Below are 19,788 nucleotides of genomic sequence, written 5' to 3'. Positions count from 1 at the left end.
TGGACAACCCCGCTGCCGACGACCAATCGCTCAAGTCTATTGACAAAAAAATCTGTCAATTGCGACCATGAGCCGTGGCCACCTACCTCGACGAGCCGGAGAAGGTCCGGCGGGCGCTCTCGCCGATCCGGCGGCAGTTGCTCGCCCGCCTCCGCGAGCCCGCCTCCGCCACCCAGCTGGCCGCCGCGCTGGACATGCCCCGGCAGCGCGTCAACTACCACCTGCGCGCGCTCGAGGACGCCGGCCTGCTCGAACTCGTCGAGGAACGTCCCCGCCGTGGCTGCACGGAGCGCATCCTCCGCACGAAACCCGGCGCGCTCGTCGTCGATCCGACGGTCATCGACGGCGAGTTCACCCGGGTCCACGACCAGTACGCGGCCGAGCACCTCGTCACCGTCGCCGCCGCCACCGTGCGCGACGTCGCCCGCATGCAGGCCGCCGCGGGCGCGCAGGCGAAGCGGCTGCTCACCTTCACCATCGAGGCCGAGGTCCGCTTCGGGCAGCCTGCCGACGTGCACGCCTTCACCGACGAGCTGGCCGCCGCCGTCCGCGCCGTCGTCGCCCGCTTCGACACCCCCGACGGCCGCCCCTACCGGATGATCGCGGGCGGCCACCCCGCCCCGGAACAGCGAGGAACGCCATGACCGACGAACCGCCCCGCATCGAGGTCACCGTCGCCGCCCCCGTCGACGCCGTCTGGCACGCCCTGCGCGACAAGGACACCATCCGCCACTGGCACGGCTGGGAGTTCGACGGCCTCGACGCCGAGATCGACCTCATCTACTTCGAGCACGTCACCGAGGACCCCGCCGCCCGCACCCTCAGCGTCCAGGACGGCGACCTCATCCGCCTCGAACCCGACGGCGACGGCACCCGTGTCACGCTCACCCGCGCGCCCCGCGGCGTGAACCCCGACTGGGACGCCTACTACGACGACATCACCGAGGGCTGGACCACCTTCCTGCAGCAGCTCCGCTTCGCCGTCGAACGGCAGCCCGGCACGCCCCGCCGCACCGTCTTCCTCAACAGCCCCAACAAGAACGGCCGCGACCTGGCCGCCGACCTCGGTCTCGGTGCCGCCGCCGTCGTCGACCTCGTGGGCGAGAAGGTCACGACCGAACCGTGGTACCGCGCCGACAACCAGCTGGGTGTCACGGTCGACGCGTGGGGCGGCGGTCTCCTCGTCGTCGCGTCCTGCCCGCCCACCGAGGCCAAGCCGGACGGCGTCGCCATGGCCGTCCTCTCGACCTACGGACTCGACGACGACCAGCTCGCCGACCTCACGAACCGCTGGCACGCGTGGTGGGCCGAACGGTACGGGCCTCTTCCGGGGTGACGCCGAAGTCCACGCCGTGCAGGACGTGCGCCAGCACCTCCGCGCCGCGCACGACCCTCGGCCCCGGACGGTTGAAATAGGACGGTCCATCGAGGACCCAGAGGTTCGGTAGGGCGGGCACGAGGTGCAGCTCGGCGAGCGTGCGCTCGGGCGGGAAACCGCACGGCAGCAACAGGACCACGTCCGGCTCGGCGTCCACAACGGACTCCCAGGTGGACGGTCCGGTGTGCGCACCGGCCGACGCGAGCAGCGGCACGCCGCCCGCGATCTCGATCTGTTCCGGCACCCAGTGACCCGCGGGCCACACCGGGTCCAGCCACTCGATGGCCGCCACCCGAGGTCGGCGTCGGCCGGCCACGGCCTGCCTGACCGCTGCCAGGCGAGCGGTGAGGGCGGCGACGTGGTCGTCGGCGGGGACGCCGAGCGCGTCACCGACCACGCGCACGCAGTCGAGCACCTCGGCGATCGTCGACGGCTCGAGGCTGAGCACGCGTGGGCCGGCGTCCATGGCGCGCACCGCGTCCGACACCCGGCGGTAGGACACCGCGCACACGTCGCACAGGTCCTGCGTCAGCACGAGGTCGGGCGCGAGGTCGGCGAGCAACGCGGCGTCGAGCCCGTAGAGCCCGGAGCCGTGGTGGCTCGCGGCCGTGGTGATCTCGCGACTGGTCCGGTCGGCCGCGATCGAGCTCGACGTCACCACCGGCACGGAGGCCACCTCGGCGGGCCAGTCGCACTCGTGCGTGCGGCCGACGAGGTCGCCGGCGCGGCCGAGCGTCGCGACGATGTCGGTGGCCGCGGGCAGCAGCGAGACGACGCGCATGGCGCTCAGCGTACGTCCGGCGGGCTGACAAATCCGTGACAGAACGTGAGTGTGCGGGCGATCACCTCGCCACCCGTTGGTGACGGCCTCGGAGTCACCCGGTCGAGTTTTGAGTGGCGACTTCGCAGGTGAACACGCACTCGACGTATGCATGTGCAGCTGCATCGGCACCGAATCCGACTGACCGGGTGTAGCTGTCCGCTCAACGATTTATACGCACCGTTCATCGCTCACCGGGCGGGTCACGGCGGAATAACAAGATCGATAAGAGAAGATGGACGGGAACGTCTGGGCTCGGAGGCGGTTGACCCGAACGTGGCTCCCTGCTGGAACAGGGAGCCACGTGAATCGTTTCGTGCCCCCAGGCGTGCCCCGTTGCATGAGGACGAAGAGGAAAAGCACGAAACGGTGACCAGGATAAGGCCCGAGACCACGATGACACCAGAAGAAGGAAGATCATCGGACGTGGAGCGGCCGGTCCGCAGGACCGTCTGGCTCGCGGCTGACGCCGAGCCGGAGCCGGTGACGAGTCCGGCCCCGCGCCACCCGGCGAAGCACGCGCTTCGCCCGGCGAGCCGGGACCGGTTCTTACGTGTCGCGGAACGGGTCGTCGGTGACTGGGCACCCACCTTGCGCGAGGCGCTGGTGCGAGTGCTGGTGTTCGCTGTCGTGCTGGTCGCGCTCGGCCTGACCCTCGGGGTCGAGGTGGCCGCGGCGGGTGCGGCGGTCGGCTTCGTGATGTTCCTGATCGGCCGCCGCCGCACCGGTGACGAGGACTGATCAAGCACCCCGGACGAGTGCGCGGACGCGTGCGTCGCGCAGGTAGAGCCCTGCCCAGACCGCGATGCCGAGGTAGACGGGGAACAAGGTCGTCGAGAACAGCGGCGACTCGGCGCGGAAGTGCGCGCAGACGGCGCCGCCCAGGTAGCCGGTGAGCAGCACCGCGCCGAGCACCGACGTGCGCGGAACCGCGTAGAGCGCGAGGCAGACGAGCTCGACCACGCCGATCGGCAGGGCCTGCCAGGCGGGAAACCCGAGCTGCTCGAACGACTCGACGACGGGCCCGATCGCGAGCACGTGGATGACCGCGTCGAACAGCAGGAACGCGGCCGCGACAAGGCTGATGACCTGACCGGCGCGAGCGGTCGAGGCGGTGGCTGACTGAGTGCGAGTGGCTGTGTTGTGCATGCCCTTACGCTCGCATCCGACAATAGAAGTTGTCAAGACAAAAAAACTTGTCGGTGATGAACGCGCCGGGATCCGCGGAGCCAGCGTTCGAGGAGCGGAACCCGGACCGGCGGAGGCCGCCCCCCGGCGGCGAGTTGTCCACAGGTCACCCGGTTATCCACAGTTTCCCGCCGCGGCCCGAAATTGTCGGTACCCGCTGGTAGACTGGCATGGCGGGTGGCCCCCGGGAACGGGTGGGGGTTCACGTACGTACTGGGGCGGCGTTTTCGCAGGTCAGAGGCTTGCTGATGGACGCGCTCAGGTTGAATCCGGGGCGCGTCACATGCGTCAACATCTGCTACGCGATGGACGCTTGATTGGTCCCTTGTGGACGGTGGGACGCCCCGTGTGGTGATCCGGTGGCGCGACCGCGGTCGTACCCGGACGTCGTCGTGGGGCCAGGAACCCGCGTTGTGGTCTGAACCAAGTCGGTCACTGGGGATTTCACGGAGAGATGGTTGACGGGCACTCGCAGTGGGTACCAGCTCACCAGAAGGCTTCCAAGGAGGTGCAGGAGCATGCTAGTCCTCGGCTTGCTGCTGGTGGTGCTGAGTGGCGCCGTTGGAGTGCTGCTTATCGCCTACAACACCGGTGGTGAACAACAGGCCGTCAACCTTTTCGGCCGTGACATCGCCGACGTGACCGTGATGCAGGCGTTCGTCGCCGGCCTCGTGGTCGCGGCGGTCTTCCTGATCGGGCTGTCGATGATCTTGTCCGCGGGGCGCAGGGCCCGGGAGAACCGTGCCCGCTACCGCGAGGCGCGCAAGGAGGCCAAGGCCGCCGCCCGCGAACGTGACGAGCTCGCCGAACAGCTCCGCAAGGAAGAGGACCACCGGCACGAGCCGGTGGCCAGCAACACCGACACGATGGTGACACCGCCTGCGGGCACGCCGGTGTCGCACGACCCGCGCACGGCACCGCAGCCGCCTGCCGCCGGCACCACGCCGCCCCGGCACGCGGTCCCGCCGCAGCAACCGGTGATCACCAACATCAAGCCCGGTGACTCCCCCACCAGGTGACCGGGCAGCGAAGGCGGTCGGCCACGGCCTGACTCGACGCGCCATCGGTTCGCAGTCCCCCGGTGAACCGGTGCCGCGGGCCTTGGCCGGCCGCCTCTCCTAGCGCAGGAACGTGGCGGGCACGTGCGTTGCCAGCCACACGATCTCGTTGCCACGCAGGAACTCCACGCCCGCGGCCCGCGCCGCGGGCGTGTCCACTGTCAGCACCCGCAGCCGCGCACCCTTGCGCCTGCCGACCGACTCGGCCATCTCCCGCGTCACCGACAGGTGCACGTACTGCCGCCGCATCGGCAGCAGCCCCTCGCGCAGGATGCGGTCGGCCGCCGACACCGACGTCCCGTGGTACAGCTCGGCGGGCGGTGTCCCCGGCACCCCGGCGATACGGCCCGGCACGCTGTGCCCGTAGCGGGCGCGGATGCGGTCGCCGGCCACCTCGAACCGCTGCTTCGGGCTCTCCCGCACCACGCCCTCCAGCTGCTCGCGGCTCACCCCGAGCGCCGCCAGCAGGTCCGGAACCGGCGTCCAGCCCGCCTCGTCCAGCTCCAGCTCGTACAGCCACGGCGCGTGCCGCAGCGCGTGCGACATCCGTTTGCTGAGCCGAACGTCGTGCATGGCCGCTGACTCTAATCGGGCAGACTCGCGGTCATGGACGGACTCGGGCTGAGGTTCGACGAGATCGCGGACCGGTACGACCGCGTGCGCCCGGGCTACCCGGCCGCGGTGTTCGACGACATCGCCGCGCTCACCGGGGTGCCGGCCGGCGCGCGGGTGCTCGAGGTCGGGCCAGGGCCGGGCACCGCGACCCGTGACCTGCTGGCCCGCGGCTGGCGCGTGCACGCCGTCGAACCCGGCGCGGCCCTGGCCGAGCGGGCGCGGGCGAACCTGGCGGGGCAGCCGTTCACGGTCGACGTCACGCGCTTCGACGACTGGGCGCCGGACGGCACCTACGACATGCTGTTCTCCGCCACCGCCTACCACTGGGTGGCTCCGGACGTGCGGTGGCGGCTGGCCGCCGACGTGCTCGAACCGGGCCGTCCGCTCGTGCTCGTCACCAACCGGACCGTCGCCGGCGGCACGTTCAACGACATCTACCAGGCCTCCGAGCGGCTGCACCGCGAGTACGCGCCGGAGATCGACTTCGGGCTCTCACCGACGGCCGAGGCGGTCCTCGCCGACGTGCACGCGGCCGCCGACGACATCGGCGCGGTGTGGGAGGTCGCGGAGACCAAGTCCGGGCACAGCCGGGCGGGCGCGTTGTTCACCCCGCCCGTGATCCGGTCGTACGAGTGGGAAACCACCTACAGCGCGGACGACGCGGTCGCGTTGCTGTCGACCTACTCGCCGTACCTGCGGGTGCCGCCGGAGCGGCGCGCGCCGCTGCTGTCGGGCATCGCCGACATCGTCCGGGCGGACTTCGGCGGGGTCGCGGCCCGGCGCTACCTCGCCGTGCTGGCCGTGGCGCACCGGCGCGAACCCGTGCAGGATGGCAAGGCGTGACGCAGATCGACATCCCACCGCGCGTGGACGGCACGCAACGGCTGCGCGGATACCTCGCACGACCGGACGGCACCGGCCCGTGGCCGGGTGTCGTGCTGATCCACGAGGCGTGGGGCCTGGACGAGGAGATGCGCAAGCACGCCGACCGGCTCGCGGGCATGGGGTACCTGACGCTCGCGCCCGACCTGTACAGCCAGGGCGGCGCGCGGCGCTGCCTGGTGTCGACGATGGTCGCGATGGTCGCGGGCAAGGGCAGGGCGTTCGCCGACATCGAGGCCGCGCGGACATGGCTCGTGTCGTCGGCCGACTGCACAGGCCGCGTCGGCGCCATCGGGTTCTGCATGGGCGGCGGGTTCGCGCTGCTCTCCGTGCACACCATGGCCGCGGTGTCCGCCAACTACGGCTTCCTGCCGAGGAACCTCGACGAGGCGATGGCCGGGGCGTGCCCGGTGCTCGCGGCGTACAGGCGCGCGCGACCGCCCGCTGCGGGACGCGCCAGCGCGGCTGTCGGCCGCACTGGACCGTGCCGGGGTCGTGCACGACGTCACGCAGTACCCGGACGCCGGGCACGCGTTCCTCAACGAGGAGGAGAGCGGCCCGCGGTGGCTGCGGCCGCTGCTCCGTGCCTCGCATTCGGGGCCCGAACCGGAGTCCGCCGCGCAGGAATGGCGCCGGATCGAGGCCTTCTTCGCCGAGCACCTCAGCGCGGGTAGAACTCCCTGAGCACCGGGGCGAGCGTGGCCGCGGGCACCTCGTGGAAGCCGCCGGGCAGGCTGACGAGCCTGCCGTCCGGCACCGTCTTCGCGACAGCCGCGGCGCCGCCGGCCAGCCAGTCCGGGCTGGCTTCGCTGTGCACGGCGAGCACCGGCACGGTGAGGTTCGCGAGCATGTCCTCCGGCAGCGCGCTCGGGTCGCCGCCCATGACGTGCGCGTCGTAGGCGAGCGTGTGGGCCATGGCCTCGAGGCCCGGCCACATCGGCAGCTTCCGCGCCTGCTCGACGGCCTCCGGCGGCTGGCCGACGGCCTGCGTCATGAAGAACGCGACCGCGTCACCCCGCCTGCCGGCCGCGCACAGCTCGACGAGCGTGTCGGTGTAGCCGTCGGGCACCTTCGGCGCGTCCGCGCCGACGCGGTACGGCGGTTCCAGCACCGCCACCGCGTCGACCGGCGCGCCCGCGGCGGCCGCGCGCAGGCACAGCGCGCCACCCGAGGAAATGCCGTAGAGCACCGCCCGGTCGCCGAAATGCCTGATCAGCGCCTCGATGTCCGCGATCTCGCGGTCGACGGCGTAGGGGAGCGTGTCACCGCTCTCGCCGCGGCCACGCCGGTCGTACGAGACCGCCGTGAAGTCGCCCGCGAGTGCCTGGGCGAGCTCCGCCGTGGCGTTGTGGTCGCAGAACGCGCCGCCGACGAGCACGACGGTGGGGCCGCTGCCGACGGCCTCGTACGCGATCGGGGTGCCGTCGGCGGAGATGACCTTGTCCATGCTGGAGTCCTTTCCGGTTGCCTGACTCTAAGTCGTGGGAGCAGGCGCCGGATCGACATCCAGCCGGAGATTTTCCGGGTCAGTCCAGCGTTTCCCGATGGGTGGGAATCGCGGGTTCCTGGAAGAGGTTCTCGTACACCGGCTGGCCGTTGCCCGGGGCCGCGGCCTTGCCGTTGGCGTGCTGGGTCAGCGGGTGGCTGAAGAGTGCGGTGGGAGCCGTCTGAGCGGGCTCCGAGTTCGTGGTCGTAATGGCGGTACGTCCCTTCTGGACAGGCTGGGACCGCACTGGCACGCATGGCCTGAAGCGGGACGGCTCAACGGGATCGCCCGGTGCCTCCGCGGTTCTCGTCTCCCCGGACGAGGTGCTTCCCAACTGCCACCAACCTACACCCGAACGCCCCCGCACGGCAGCAAATAAGCGCACCGCGAACCCCGCGTGTCCACCACCCCCCGACCCAACCTCCACCACCCCCCCGCGAGTCCCCCTCCCAGAACCCGCGAGTCCCCGTCTCGGAACCCGCGAGTCCCCCTCTCGGAACCCGCGAGTCCCCGTCTCGGAACCCGCGAGTCGCCCTCTCAGGACCCGCGAGTCTCCGTCCCGGGACTGCTGAGTCGGCGGTTCGCGCTCCTGGCCCGGCGTCGCGAAGCGCCGACTCGTTGGTCCCGAACGGGAGACTCGCGGGTCCGGAATGGGAGACTCGCGTGGTCTGAACCGGGGACTCGCGGGTCCTCAACGGGGGACTCGCGGGTTGGGGAGGGGGACTCGCGGGGTGGGAATCAGTTCTTCTTTGCCCGGGTGCGGCGCTTCGGGGCCGGCTTCGCGGCCTTCTGCTCCGACTCCGCCTTCGCGGCCCGGTAAGCCTCCACGACGTGGGACGGGATTCGGCCACGGCCCGACAGGCCGTATCCGTTCTCGTTCGCCCACTTCCGGACGAGCCCCGCGTCCCCCGCGGCGCCCGAGCCGTTTTGCCCCGACTTGCCGCCGCGCTTGATTCGGCCACCGACGCGGCGGCCCGCCTCGACGTACTCGGCCAGACTTCCCCGCAGCCGCTCCGCGTTCTCCTCCGACAGGTCGATCTCATAGGTCACGCCGTCGAGGCTGAACAAGACCGTGGAAACATCGGTAGAAGCCGTGCCGTCGAGATCGTCGACGAGTTGTACCAATACTTGCTGTGCCATCTGGCTGCTCCTGACGTGCACGATTCGTGCATACCCGCTGGTTTGTTGCCCGCAACTGAGCAAATAATCAGCTGAATCCGCCAAAAGCGCAAGTGATCACGTCATTTTGGGTGCGAGTCCGATGTAGAACGGAGGGTGACGGCGCGGGGACACGGCGTCGGAAATGAGAGGGAGATCTCGCCGGGGTCCCCCGGATCCCCCTCCCGGGGCCCCTCCCCGCCGGACCGTAACCGCTGTTCGCCGGGCTTTGACGTCCCATTCGTCCGGCCGGTCTCCCGCTGTTCAGCCGCGTCTGCTTACGTGTACCCATGGAGACGACGGTCGTGAACACCGGAGTGCGCCCGCTACACGGCCCGCCGCGCGGGACGTGGCCACAGATTGGAACCTACCTGTTCATCCTCGGCCCGTTCCTGGCGCTCCTCGCGGCGATACCGCTGACGTGGGGCTGGGGTCTCGGATGGCTCGATGTCGTACTCGCTGTGTTCTTCTACACAGCGACATGTCTCGGTGTGACCGTCGGATTCCACCGTTATTTCACGCATCGCGCGTTCAAGGCCACCCGCTCATTGCGGATCGGTCTCGCGATTGCGGGGAGTATGGCGCTGCAGGGTCCGATCACCCACTGGGTCGCCGATCACCGGCGGCACCACGCGTTCTCCGACCGCGACGGTGATCCGCACTCGCCGTGGGCGTTCGGCACGTCGCCACTGGCGCTCGCCAAAGGCTTCTGGCACGCACACATGGGCTGGATTTTCGACCGCAACCTCACCAACGCGGAACGGTTCGCCCCCGACCTGCTCGCCGACCGCGACATCGTCCGCGTGCACCGCGGGTTCGGCCTGTGGACCGCGGTCACGCTCATCGCGCCCGCCGTGCTCGGCGGCCTGCTCAGCTGGTCGCTGTGGGGCGCGGTCACGGCGTTCTTCTGGGCCGGGCTCGTGCGGGTGTCGCTGCTGCACCACGTGACGTGGTCGGTCAACTCGATCTGCCACATGATCGGCTCGCGCCCGTTCGCCGCACGCGACCGGTCGGCGAACTTCTGGCCGCTCGCGATCCTGTCCATGGGCGAGTCGTGGCACAACCTGCACCACGCCGACCCGACGTGCGCCCGCCACGGCGTGCAGCGCGGCCAGATCGACATCTCGGCCCGCCTCATCTGGGTCTTCGAGAAGTTCGGCTGGGCCACCGACGTGCGCTGGCCGACGCGCAAGCGCCTCGCGACCCTGGAGAACCGCGCCCGGCGATGAAGATCGTCCAGCTCGCGAACTTCTACAGCCCCACCTCCGGCGGCCTGCGGACCGTCGTCGACACGCTCGGCAGGGGGTACGTGGCGTCCGGTCACGAGCGGGTGCTCGTGGTGCCCGGCAGGCACCGGGCACGCGTGCGCACGGACGCGGGCCTGGTCATCACGTTGCCCGGGGTGCCGGTCAGCGGTGGCTACCGCGTGATGCCGCGCTCGGCCGCGGTGCTGCGGGAGCTGGCGTCGCTCGGGGACGACCTCTCGATCGAGGTGTCGGACAAGACGACGCTGCTCGCCGTCTGCGACTGGGCGCGGGAGCGCGGGGTGCCGACGGTGCTGCTGTCGCACGAGCGGCTCGACCGCTGGATCGAGGCGCGGGTGCCCCGGCTGTGGCGCGCCGGCGCGGGCCGGGTGCTGGCACCGGTGGTGCGCGGGTGGAACAAGGGGCTGGTGCACCGCTTCGACACGGTCGTCGTCACGTCCCGGTACGCCGAGCGGGAGTTCGCGGGTCTGCCCGTGCCGTCGCTGCGGCGGATACCGCTGGGTGTCGACCTCGACACGTTCCGTCCACAACGGAGCGGCGGCGACGGGGGACCCGCGCGGCTCGTGTACGCGGGGCGGCTGTCGCACGAGAAGAACCCGCGCGCCGTGGTCGGCGCGGTACGCGAGCTGGTGACGTCCGGGACGCCGGTCCGGCTCGACGTCTACGGCGACGGTCCGGAGCACACGGCGTTGCGCAAGCTCGCCCGCGGGCTGCCGGTGGACTTCCACGGGCACGTGTCGGACCGGGCGGCGCTCGCGCGTGCCCTGTCGCGCGCGGACGTGGCGTTCGCGCCGAGCGTCGCCGAGACGTTCGGACTGTCCATCCTGGAAGCGATGGCGTGCGGCACGCCGGTGATCACGTCGGCGACCGGCGGCGCGCCGGAACTGCTCGCGCCGGGCGCGGGGGTCGCGGTCCCGGCCACCCCGGGCGGTCTCGCGGACGGGGTGCGGGAGGTGCTGTCGTGGCCGGTCGCGTGGCGGCGGGCGGCGGCACGCGAACGCGCCGAGCAGTTCCCGTGGGCCTCGACCATCGACGCGATGCTCGAGCTGCACACCGCTATGAGCGCCTGAGCAGCGCCGCCAGCGCGTAGGGCACGAGATCGCGGCCGCGGCGGACCAGCCACGGCAGGCCCTTGAACACCAGCCACGCCCAGCGGGCTGGCCTGCCGGGCGTCCGGCCGCCCGCGCACTGCAGCGACACTTCCTTGTGGACGATCGTGCCGAACGCGGTGAGCTGGGCGGCGATCGCGCGGGCGAGCATCCGGTGGCCCAGCTCGGACGGGTGCAGCCGGTCGACGGCCCACGCCTCCGGCGTGTAGATGCCGGGCACCTGCCCGAGGTCGACGATCCCGATGCCGTGCCTGCGGGCGACCGCGTCGAGGACGTCGTTGAGCGCCGCGATGCGCGAAGCAAGCGCTCTCCTGAGCGGCCCGGGCAGCCGGAACACCCGGTGGTGGTCGTGGTACCGGGCGGTGATCACGGTGCTCCCGGCGGCGACGAGCGTGCCGACGACGTGGTCGAGGTCGGCGAGCAGCCGCGCCGGGTCGAAGTCCGACCGCATGGTGTCGTTCATCCCGGCCAGGAGGACCGCGACGTCCGGCCGCAGGGCCAGCGCGGCCGGGAGCTGCGACTCCAGCACGCCCCCGATGCGGGAGCCGCTGACCGCGAGGTTGGTGAGGCGCGCGCCGCCGAGCGCCTCCGCCAGCAGTGGTGCGAAACCACGCCATCCCCCGCCGAGTGCGGGATCCCCGATGCCTGCCCCGACCGAGTCGCCGAGCACGGCGAGTACCAGCCCGGTCGTGGGCGCCGCGTCCGCCAGCACGGTTCGCATCATCCGCGCGCTGGTCGGACAACCGATGAGAACGCGGTGAGCGTGCGGTGGCGTGTTGGGGAACTCTGCTCGGGGCGGGTGTGCTGTTCGTTCGCGCGGCAGGGTCTTTCCGGACATGAGGTTGCGCTCTGGATCACCGCCGGTCTGGCCGCGGTTCCCGCAGCGCGCCTCGAAGGCCCAGCAGACCGCGTGCCGGTAACACGCCGTCCGTGGCAAACCGCCGAACCGCGAAAACGGCCCGGTGGCCAACCCCCACCCGATCCCGGGGGCCACCCGCCATGCCAGTCTACCGGTAGGGACCGACAATTTCGGGGTGCTGCAGAAATCTGTGGATAACCGGGGCGGCTGTGGACAACTACCAGTGCGTCGGGCGGGTGAGGCCCGTCGGGATGCGGGTGGTGCCGTCGCCCTGTGCGGCGTTCAGCTGGAACTGGGTGAGGAACAAGGCACCCGTCAGGTCGGCACCCCGGACATTCGCGTTGCGCAGGTCCGTGCCGAGCAGGTCCGCCTCCCGCAGGTCGGCCTCGCGCAGGTCGGCGCCGATCAGGTACGCGCCCCGCAGGTTCGCGCCGCGCAGCGCGGCCGTGCGGAGCTTCGCGCCGATCAGGTCCGCGCCGCGGTGGTCCTTCTTGCCGCGGATGCCCGCGCGCAGGCTCTCGCTCGTGCGGGCCAGCAGCGGGCGGACGCGGTGGCGCAGCGCGTCGATGTCGGTTTCCAGAAGAGTTTTCGGGTTCGCGCGGGTGAGGTCCTCGACGTCCTTCAGCGCTGTCGACACGTCGTCGGCCGGTGCTTTCGCGGACGCTTCCGTGAGGTACCAGAGAATCTCGTGCAGCTGACGCATGACCGCGAACACGCCGAACATCTCGCCCGCGGTCTCCGGGGCGTCCCGCCACGAGACGCCGCCGTAGGTGACCTGTGCCACCTGCTGCCCCGCGCCGAGGCAGTCGAACACCGTGCAGCCGGGGAATCCTTGGGGGCGCAGGTTTTCGTGGATGCCGCAGCGGAAGTCCGCGAGCAGGTTCACGCACGCGGTACCGGCCGGCTTGTCGATCGCGAAGTCGCTGGACTTCGCGAACGCCGGTGCGACGCAACACAAGCCGAAGCAGCTGCCGCAGTCGGCCCGCAACGAGGACATGGCTCCACGGTAGCGTGTGCGCGTGAAACTGAACCGCAGGTCCGCGTTGAGCCTCGGCACTGTCGCGACAGCCACCGCCGTTCTCGGCCCCACCGCCACGTCCGCCGCCGCCGAGGAGACCGGTGACCCGGCCCGGCGCGTCTCCCGCGTGTACGCCCGCGCGGTCGAGGAGTCCGGCGGCACGTGGTCGTCGCTGGTCACCGTCGGCGGCACGACGGTCGTCGAGGCCGGTGCCGACACGGTCGTCGAGGCCTACAGCGTCAACAAGATCGCGGTCGCCACCGCGGTGCTCGACAAGGTCGACCGCGGGCTGCTGACGCTCGACCAGCGCGTCGACGTCACCGCCGACATCGTCATCCAGGACACCGACGGCATCTTCGCGCTCGACCGCGCCTACCCGAGCTCGATCACGCTCGGCCACGCGATGGCGAACCTGCTCACCGTGTCCGACAACACCGCCGTGCGGTTGTGCGGCCTCGTCTGTCCCGCGCTGGAGCTCAACGAGATCCTGCGCGGCAAGGGTTTCGTGCACACGCAGGTCGTGCCGGTGTCGAACCCGAACCGCTTCTTCCTCGGCCAGACCACACCCCGTGAGACGCACACGCTGCTGTCCAAGCTGGTCGCGGGCGAGCTGCTGTCGGCGACGTCCACCGACTACCTGTTGAACGTGCTGCGCTCCACGTCCGCGTTCACCGACGGCGTCCGGCTGCGCCTGACCACGCCGGAACGCCTGCGCGTCGCCACGAAGGCGGGCTGGTTCAACGCGGGCCGCAACGAGGCGGGTGTCGTGTTCACCGCCGACGGCGCTCCCGGCGCGATCTACTCGCTGTTCGCGGCGGGCCCGTTCACCGGTGACGCGACCGTCAACGACGCCGACTTCGGTGCCACCCACCCGGCGTTGCGGGCCCGCCAGAAGCTGGGCCGCGCCCTGTTCGACGCCGTGGAAACAGCCGCCCCGGCGACGAAGCGCGTGCAGCCGACGCCGAGGTACCGCCCGGTCAACGGCGGCTGACCCGCCGCGAAAGGCGCGTTCACGGCACTGAACGCCGTGAACGCGCCTGTCACGGCACCGGGGTGACGGGGGCCGGGTCCGGGCGTTTGGCCACGAAGCCGTCGCCTGGCTGGCGGCCGATCAGCTTGTTGCGGATCGTGCCGTGGACGGCCGGGTACACGTGCTGACGCAGCCACGTCCAGTGCCGGACCGCCGTGCGCCACAACGGATCGCGCGTCGCGGGCGGGAGCGGCGCGAGCCACGCCGGGTCCGGGGTCAGGTCCATCGCGGTCAGCACGTGGGCCGCGACGCGGTGGTGGCCGAGCGGGCCGAGGTGCAGCCGGTCGCCGCCGTAGAGGCGTTCGTCGTCGCAGAACTCGTCGTCGCGGACGTCGATCAGGAGCGTGCCGTACTTCGCGGCCGTCGCCGTGATCAGGTCGTTCAGCTGCCGCACGCGGGGGCGCAGCCTGCCGAGACCGGGCAGCCGCGCGATGTCGGGCAGCGTGAACAGCACTACCGTCCCGGCGACCTCGGCCACGGTCGCCACGATCTCGTCCAGCGACCGGGCCATGGTCTGCCAGCGGCCCTGCAGCACGTCGTTGCCGCCGCCGAACAGCATGACCAGGTCGGGACGGTGCGCTACCGCGAGCGGCACCTGCTCGGTGAGGATCTGGTCCAGCCGCCTGCCGCGCACCGCGAGGTTCGCGTACTCGAGCGACGGTGACGTCCGCGCCAGCTCGCCCGCCACCAGGTCGGTCCAGCCCCGGTAGCCGCTGCCGTCCGGGTACGGGTCGTCCAGGCCCTCCGCGCAGGAGTCACCGATCGCCACGTATCTGCGGTAGTGCATCCGTCCAAGGTAACCCCTGCGGTACACGAGTTGTTCACTTCCGGGCAAGCTCACGCACCCCGGCCCGCCCGGACCCGCAACGACCATGTGCGCTCATGAGAAGGCAATGGATCGGCTTGCTCGCCGGCGCTCTGCTGGTGAGCGGCACCGCTGTCGCGACCGCGGATCGCGGGCCCGGCAAGGAGCACGACAGGGCGTTCGACATCCAGGCCCACCGCGGCGGGCTCGGGCTCCGCTCCGAGAACACGCTCAGCTCGTTCGGCAACGCGCTCCGCCTCGGCGTCACCACGCTGGAGCTGGACATCCAGATCACCGAGGACGGGCAGGCCGTCGTCACCCACGACCGGCGGGTCGCGGCGAACAAGTGCCTCGACACCGCGCCCGTCACCCCGGGCGACCCCGAGTTCCCGTACGTCGGCAAGTACGTGAAGAACCTGACGCTCGCGCAGGTCCGGACGCTCGACTGCGGCACGCTGAAACTGGCCGGCAAGCCGGAGCAGGAGGTCACGCCGGGCTCCCGGATGCCGCTGCTGCGCGAGGTCTTCGACCTGGTGAAGCGCTACCGCGCGGACGACGTGACGCTGAACGTCGAGACCAAGGTCGAGGCGGGCGCGCCGCAGGAGACCGCGCCGCGCGAACAGTTCGTGCAGATCGCCGCGAAGGAGATCCGGGAGGCCGGGTTCCTGCGCAGGGTGACGATCCAGAGCTTCGACTGGGGCGCGCTCATGCGGATGCGCCAGGTCGAGCCGCGACTGCCGCTCGTCGCGCTCACCAACCACGACTTCCTGCAGACCGGGCAGCCCGGCGCGTCGCCGTGGCTCGGCGGCATCGACATCGACGACTTCGGCGGCGACCCGATCCGCGCCATCACGACGTTCGGCGCCACCACGTTCTCGCCGGTGCACGGGTTCCCGCAGGGCGGTTCCGTCACCGACCCCGGCTACCGGCCGTACGTGACGGCGGAAATGGTGCGGCACGCGCACCGCAACGGCGTCAAGGTCGTGCCGTGGACGGTCGACGACTACCCGACGCTGCGCAAGCTCGTCGCCGACGGCGTGGACGGCATCATCACCGACTACCCGGACCGGTTGCGGACGGTGGCCGAGGAGAACCACTTCCGGTTGCCGCGCCGGTACGCGTCGCCGTTCGACATCCAGGCGCACCGCGGCGGCCGTGCCGTGCTGCCGGAGAACACCCTTGCCGCGTTCCGCAACGCGCTCGCCATGCCGGACGTGTCCACATTGGAGCTGGACACCGGTGTCACGCAGGACGGGGTGCTGGTGGTGAGCCACGACCGCGCGGTCAACGGTTCGCACTGCGTCGACACCGCGCCGGCCACGCCGGGCGACCCGGAGTTCCCGTACGTGGGCAGGCTGATCCACGACCTGACGCTCAGGCAGTTGCGCACCGTCGACTGCGGGTCGAAGACGCTGCCGGCGCTGCCCGCCCAGCAGCCGGTGCCGGGGGAGAGGATCCCGACGCTGCGGGAGGTGCTCGACCTCGCCGCGTCCCGCGAGGACATCCGGCTGAACATCGAGACGAAGATCAGCCCGCTGGTGGCCGACACGGTCGACTACCGGACCTTCACCCGCAAGCTGGTGCGTGCGCTGGACGGGTGGACGGACCGGGCGACGATCCAGTCGTTCGACTGGCGGACGATCCGGTACGCGCGGCAGCTGAACCCGCGCATCGAGACGGTGGCGCTGGTGTGGCAGTACGGTCCGGCCGAGTGCCGGACGCTCGCCGACGAGTGTTCGCTGCGCGCCGCGTACGGCGATCCGTCGGTGACGAGCCCGTGGACCGGCGGTCTGGACTGGTGGCGGTACCGGGATCTGGGGAAGCTGGTGCGTGCCGCGGGCGCGTCGACGGTGTCGTCGAACTGGCAGGTGCACGACCCGGCGCAGAGTGCCGTGCCGTCGGCGGACTGGTACCTGCGCACCGACCCGTCGTACTACCACGGCCCGCCGGTCGCCGTGCTGCAGCAGCGGTACGGCCTGGAGGTTGTCCCGTACACGGTGAACGACGAGGCCACGATGGACCGCGTGATCGCGCTCGGGGTCGACGGTCTGATCTCCGACGACCCCGCCCTGCTGGTGACGGTGGCTAAACGGGCCGGCCTGCGCTAGCCAGCGTCCGGAGGCGGAACCCGAGCACGACGAGGGTCAGCCCCCACACGATGGCGAAGGTGGCGATCGCGACAACCAGCGCGATCGCCCCTTCGGCGGGCTGCACGATCAGCAACAACCCGAGCACGAGCGCGACGATCCCCGACACGGCGAGGAACCACTCGTTGCGGATGACCTTCCGCAACCGAATCGCCGCGGCGATCTGCATGACCCCGGCGAAGATCGCCCACACCGCGATGATCACGAGCAACACGATGACCGTGATCTGCGGCCAGACGAGCGCGATCACCCCGGCGATCACACCGAGCACGCCGAGCGTGATCATGTACACCCGGTCGGTCCCCTGCCCGATCCCCATGACGATCGACGTGATCCCGTCGAGCAGCGTGTAGACCCCGAACAACAGCGCGAGCGCCAGCACGGTGAGCCCGGGCCACACAATGGCGAGGACCCCGAAGAGCACGGCGACGACCCCACGCAGCACGACGAGCTGCCACCGACGCGAAAGAAGTTCCAGCACACCCGAATCGTCGACCCGCGGCAGCGTTCCGGCAACGCGGTACCTGGAGATTCCGCCGACCGGGTGGGCCGGCACCGCAAAGACCGCCGCGCCCGGAACCGCACCAACCACACGCAAAGCCGAGCGCAGCGCACCCCACAAGGACTGCCTGCCATCCCGTCGACCTGGCGAAGCCCGATCACACCGTGTCAAGGGGGCCCGGATGCACGACGCAACCCGATGACCAAACCGCCCGGGCCCCCTTGACGCGGTGTGATAGCCCGTGGGAGGTCGACGGGATGGCAGGCAGAAAACGGACACCAGTCCTTGCCAACCCAACCCGAGACCAAACCCCCGCCATCCCGGAGACCAGCCCGTCCGGCGAGGACCCCCCGGAGGGAAAACCCAGGCAAGCCACACCACCAAACCCGGGGCACACAAACCGCCACAACGGCACTGACCAGCGAAAACCGAAAGAAAACCGCAGCCCCAGTACGTACGGACAGCCCCCACCACTCCCGGGGGCACCCCGCTGTCCAGTCTACCGGCACCCACCGACAAAACCCCGGACACAAGGCCCGCCTGTGGACAACCAAGGCAGCTGTGGACAACCGCCTCCCGAGGCAACGAGGCCGCGACCTGTGGACAACCAACCCACCTGTGGACAACCGGCCCGCGAAGACACGGGATTGTCGGCACCCTGAAGTAGCGTGGCACCGGGGGCCGGAGGCCAACCGGGCTCAGACCAACCCGGCGTCGTGGACCAGCAGCGCGATCTGGGTCCGATTCCCCACGTCCAGCTTGATCAGTACGCGCGTGATGTGGGATTTCACCGTCGCCACGCTCACATGTAGTTCCGCGGCTATGTCGGCGTTCGTTCTTCCCTGGCCGACCGCCACGGCCACGTCGTGTTCGCGGGCCGACAGGGTGGCCAGCGCCGCCCGGGCCTTCGCGTACGCGCCCGCTTCCGTCGCCGCTCTGTCCATCAGCCTGCGGGTGATCGCCGGCGACAGCATCGGGTCGCCCGCCGCCACCCGGCGGACCGCGGTCGCGATCTCCGCCGGGGGTGCGTCCTTCAGCAGGAAGCCGCTCGCGCCCGCTCGCAGTGCGCGCAACACGTTCTCGTCCGAGTCGAACGTCGTCAGGACGATCACCTCGGGTGGGTCCCTCCTGGCCCGCACCTTGGCGGTGGCCGCGATGCCGTTCACCCTCGGCATGCGGATGTCCATCAGCACCACGTCCGTCGGGTGTGCGTCCAGCGCCGCCTGCACCTGGTCGCCGTCGCCCGCCTCGCCCACCACGCGGAGGCCGTCCGCGCCGTCGAGCATCATCGTCAGGCCCGCGCGGACCAGTGCGTCGTCGTCGACGATCAGCACCCGGATCATGCCGGCCACGGTAGTGACGCCGACACCTGGAACTCCGTCGCGGTGGCCCGGTGGTCGAGGCGGCCGCCCGCCAGGCGGACCCGTTCCGTCAGGCCCACCAGGCCGGTGCCCGCACCCGGGATCGACGACCGCGTGCCGAGCGGGTTCGACACGTCGATCTCCAGGGTGCTGCCCGGGGTGCCGTCCAGCCGGATGCGCACCGGTTGCCCCGGGGCGTGCTTGCGTGCGTTGGTCAGCGCCTCCTGCACCACCCGGTACGCGGTCCGGCCCGTCGTGCCCGGCACCTCCGCCAGCCCGATCCCGCCGTTCAGCTCCACCTGCGTGCCGATGGCCCTCGACTCCGCGACCAGCGACGGCAGGTCCGCCAGCGCGGGGACCGGGCGGGCCAGGTCGTCCGGCTCGTCGCGCAGCAGGGCGATCACGTCGCGCAGTTCGTTCAGCGCCTGGTGCACGGTCGTCCTGATCACGCCCGCCGCCTGCGACAGGCGTGCCGGCGGCTGGTCGGGGCGGTACTCCAGGGCACCCGCGTACGTCGCCAGCAGCGACAGCCGGTGCGCCAGCACGTCGTGCATCTCCCGCGCGATCGCCGCGCGCTCCGCCGCCCTCGCCTCCGCGACCCGCCTGCCCTGCTCGGCTTCCGCGCGTTCGGCCCGCTCCCGCAGCGACGTGATCACCGCCGCCCTCGCCGCCGCCAGCTGGCCCCAGCCGACCAGGCCCGCGTGCATGACGACCACCAGCGTCAGCCACCAGCCGTACGACAGGCCGCTCGTCGGCTGCCACAGCGCCCGCACCGCGTGCGCGGCCGTGCCCGCCGTCGCCACCGCGATCGCCACCCGCAGGTCACGGCTCCGCGCGATGTGCAGCGTCGCGATGTTCGCCAGCGGGGTGCCGGTGGCGGCGACCGCGGCCAGCGCGGTCAGCACCAGCGTCGTCGGCATCGGCCGCGTGAACAGCAGCGGGAACAGCGCCAGCCCGGCGGCACCGGCGGCGATCTCGAGCGCCGTCATCGCCGCCGAGTTCCCGGCCGCGATGTCGCCGTACACGATCGCCGCCATGAAGACGCCGATCATCGTCATGGTGAGCCACAGCCTGCGGCCGCACAGCCGGTCGTACACGGACCCGAGC

General features: G+C 71.2%; 21 protein-coding genes and 2 pseudogenes. 12 read left to right on the top strand and 11 right to left on the bottom strand.

The annotated features are described in order from the left end of the window. Positions 1-74: 74 nt before the first annotated feature. Positions 75-644: an ArsR/SmtB family transcription factor gene (locus ACYQ77_RS29095; protein ID WP_459716767.1), complete on the top strand. Its 570-nt coding sequence runs from the start codon at positions 75-77 to the stop codon at positions 642-644. Next, on the top strand, positions 641-1,336 hold the full coding sequence (locus ACYQ77_RS29090) for an SRPBCC family protein (RefSeq protein ID WP_459716765.1): 696 nt from the start codon (positions 641-643) through the stop codon (positions 1,334-1,336). The genes ACYQ77_RS29095 and ACYQ77_RS29090 overlap by 4 nt, the downstream gene beginning before the upstream one ends. On the opposite strand, the gene ACYQ77_RS29085 is transcribed toward ACYQ77_RS29090, so the two are convergent. Further along, entirely contained in the window at positions 1,281-2,159 is an 879-nt protein-coding gene (locus tag ACYQ77_RS29085) for an ABC transporter substrate-binding protein (RefSeq protein ID WP_459716764.1), read from the bottom strand. The genes ACYQ77_RS29090 and ACYQ77_RS29085 overlap by 56 nt on opposite strands. A 408-nt stretch (positions 2,160-2,567) precedes the next feature. Here ACYQ77_RS29085 and ACYQ77_RS29080 point away from each other — a divergent pair, with 408 nt between their 5' ends. Then, the gene (locus tag ACYQ77_RS29080) at positions 2,568-2,939 is read left to right on the top strand and encodes a hypothetical protein (protein ID WP_459716762.1); all 372 of its coding nucleotides are present in this window, start codon (positions 2,568-2,570) and stop codon (positions 2,937-2,939) included. Here ACYQ77_RS29080 and ACYQ77_RS29075 read toward each other — a convergent pair whose 3' ends face one another. Beyond that, positions 2,940-3,347 (bottom strand): DoxX family protein, encoded by a 408-nt coding sequence (locus ACYQ77_RS29075; protein WP_459716761.1) that lies wholly within the window; start codon positions 3,345-3,347, stop codon positions 2,940-2,942. It lies immediately after the preceding gene. A gap of 557 nt (positions 3,348-3,904) precedes the next feature. On the opposite strand from ACYQ77_RS29075, the gene ACYQ77_RS29070 reads away from it, so the two are divergent. Further along, a complete protein-coding gene (locus ACYQ77_RS29070) occupies positions 3,905-4,405 on the top strand; it encodes a hypothetical protein (protein ID WP_459716759.1) in 501 nt (166 codons plus the stop codon). Positions 4,406-4,504: 99 nt separating this feature from the next. Here the strand turns inward: ACYQ77_RS29070 and ACYQ77_RS29065 are convergent, their stop codons facing one another. Beyond that, positions 4,505-5,017, bottom strand: coding sequence for an RNA 2'-phosphotransferase (locus tag ACYQ77_RS29065; RefSeq protein WP_459716758.1), 513 nt, complete (start codon positions 5,015-5,017; stop codon positions 4,505-4,507). 33 nt (positions 5,018-5,050) lie between these two features. Between ACYQ77_RS29065 and ACYQ77_RS29060 the strand changes: the two genes are divergently transcribed. From ACYQ77_RS29060 to ACYQ77_RS29050, 3 genes and pseudogenes are all read left to right on the top strand, one after another. Then, positions 5,051-5,902, top strand: a complete 852-nt coding sequence (locus tag ACYQ77_RS29060; protein WP_459716756.1) for a class I SAM-dependent methyltransferase — start codon at positions 5,051-5,053, stop codon at positions 5,900-5,902. Beyond that, positions 5,899-6,306 (top strand): annotated as a pseudogene (locus tag ACYQ77_RS29055) (dienelactone hydrolase family protein); the annotation flags it as partial. The gene ACYQ77_RS29060 and the pseudogene ACYQ77_RS29055, both read left to right, overlap by 4 nt. A 79-nt stretch (positions 6,307-6,385) precedes the next feature. Then, positions 6,386-6,625: a dienelactone hydrolase family protein gene (locus ACYQ77_RS29050; protein WP_459717035.1), complete on the top strand. Its 240-nt coding sequence runs from the start codon at positions 6,386-6,388 to the stop codon at positions 6,623-6,625. Here ACYQ77_RS29050 and ACYQ77_RS29045 read toward each other — a convergent pair. Next, entirely contained in the window at positions 6,603-7,388 is a 786-nt protein-coding gene (locus ACYQ77_RS29045; protein WP_459716754.1) for an alpha/beta fold hydrolase, read from the bottom strand. The two genes, ACYQ77_RS29050 and ACYQ77_RS29045, sit on opposite strands and share 23 nt — an antisense overlap. A 777-nt stretch (positions 7,389-8,165) precedes the next feature. After that, positions 8,166-8,567, bottom strand: a complete 402-nt coding sequence (locus ACYQ77_RS29040) for a histone-like nucleoid-structuring protein Lsr2 (protein ID WP_459716753.1) — start codon at positions 8,565-8,567, stop codon at positions 8,166-8,168. Positions 8,568-8,875: 308 nt separating this feature from the next. Between ACYQ77_RS29040 and ACYQ77_RS29035 the strand changes: the two genes are divergently transcribed. Further along, a complete protein-coding gene (locus tag ACYQ77_RS29035; RefSeq protein WP_459716751.1) occupies positions 8,876-9,814 on the top strand; it encodes an acyl-CoA desaturase in 939 nt (312 codons plus the stop codon). Then, positions 9,811-10,920 (top strand): glycosyltransferase, encoded by a 1,110-nt coding sequence (locus ACYQ77_RS29030; protein WP_459716749.1) that lies wholly within the window; start codon positions 9,811-9,813, stop codon positions 10,918-10,920. Before ACYQ77_RS29035 ends, ACYQ77_RS29030 begins: the two co-directional genes overlap by 4 nt. Here ACYQ77_RS29030 and ACYQ77_RS29025 read toward each other — a convergent pair. Both ACYQ77_RS29025 and ACYQ77_RS29020 read right to left on the bottom strand, forming a co-directional pair. After that, positions 10,907-11,683: an SGNH/GDSL hydrolase family protein gene (locus ACYQ77_RS29025; RefSeq protein ID WP_459716747.1), complete on the bottom strand. Its 777-nt coding sequence runs from the start codon at positions 11,681-11,683 to the stop codon at positions 10,907-10,909. The genes ACYQ77_RS29030 and ACYQ77_RS29025 overlap by 14 nt on opposite strands. 352 nt (positions 11,684-12,035) lie before the next feature. Continuing rightward, positions 12,036-12,815: a pentapeptide repeat-containing protein gene (locus ACYQ77_RS29020; protein WP_459716745.1), complete on the bottom strand. Its 780-nt coding sequence runs from the start codon at positions 12,813-12,815 to the stop codon at positions 12,036-12,038. A gap of 22 nt (positions 12,816-12,837) precedes the next feature. Here ACYQ77_RS29020 and ACYQ77_RS29015 point away from each other — a divergent pair, with 22 nt between their 5' ends. Continuing rightward, positions 12,838-13,827, top strand: coding sequence for a serine hydrolase (locus ACYQ77_RS29015; RefSeq protein ID WP_459716744.1), 990 nt, complete (start codon positions 12,838-12,840; stop codon positions 13,825-13,827). Positions 13,828-13,876: 49 nt separating this feature from the next. On the opposite strand, the gene ACYQ77_RS29010 is transcribed toward ACYQ77_RS29015, so the two are convergent. Then, entirely contained in the window at positions 13,877-14,653 is a 777-nt protein-coding gene (locus ACYQ77_RS29010; protein ID WP_459716742.1) for an SGNH/GDSL hydrolase family protein, read from the bottom strand. Positions 14,654-14,748: 95 nt separating this feature from the next. Here ACYQ77_RS29010 and ACYQ77_RS29005 point away from each other — a divergent pair. After that, a pseudogene (locus ACYQ77_RS29005) lies at positions 14,749-15,789 on the top strand (glycerophosphodiester phosphodiesterase family protein); the annotation flags it as partial. Beyond that, on the top strand, positions 15,775-16,779 hold the full coding sequence (locus ACYQ77_RS29000) for a glycerophosphodiester phosphodiesterase family protein (RefSeq protein ID WP_459717034.1): 1,005 nt from the start codon (positions 15,775-15,777) through the stop codon (positions 16,777-16,779). The pseudogene ACYQ77_RS29005 and the gene ACYQ77_RS29000, both read left to right, overlap by 15 nt. Here the strand turns inward: ACYQ77_RS29000 and ACYQ77_RS28995 are convergent. The 3 genes from ACYQ77_RS28995 to ACYQ77_RS28985 form a co-directional block, all read right to left on the bottom strand. Next, on the bottom strand, positions 16,757-17,299 hold the full coding sequence (locus tag ACYQ77_RS28995) for an HdeD family acid-resistance protein (RefSeq protein ID WP_459716740.1): 543 nt from the start codon (positions 17,297-17,299) through the stop codon (positions 16,757-16,759). The two genes, ACYQ77_RS29000 and ACYQ77_RS28995, sit on opposite strands and share 23 nt — an antisense overlap. Positions 17,300-18,018: 719 nt before the next feature. Beyond that, complete coding sequence (locus tag ACYQ77_RS28990) at positions 18,019-18,663, bottom strand: response regulator transcription factor (RefSeq protein WP_459716739.1); 645 nt, start codon at positions 18,661-18,663, stop codon at positions 18,019-18,021. Continuing rightward, positions 18,660-19,778, bottom strand: a complete 1,119-nt coding sequence (locus ACYQ77_RS28985; protein ID WP_459716737.1) for a sensor histidine kinase — start codon at positions 19,776-19,778, stop codon at positions 18,660-18,662. The genes ACYQ77_RS28990 and ACYQ77_RS28985 overlap by 4 nt, the downstream gene beginning before the upstream one ends. Positions 19,779-19,788 lie beyond the last annotated feature (10 nt).

It is taken from the genome of Actinophytocola sp. KF-1 (genome assembly GCF_054661535.1).
Note: the sequence above shows the minus strand (reverse complement) of the source record. Positions and strands in the feature narration are given on the sequence as shown.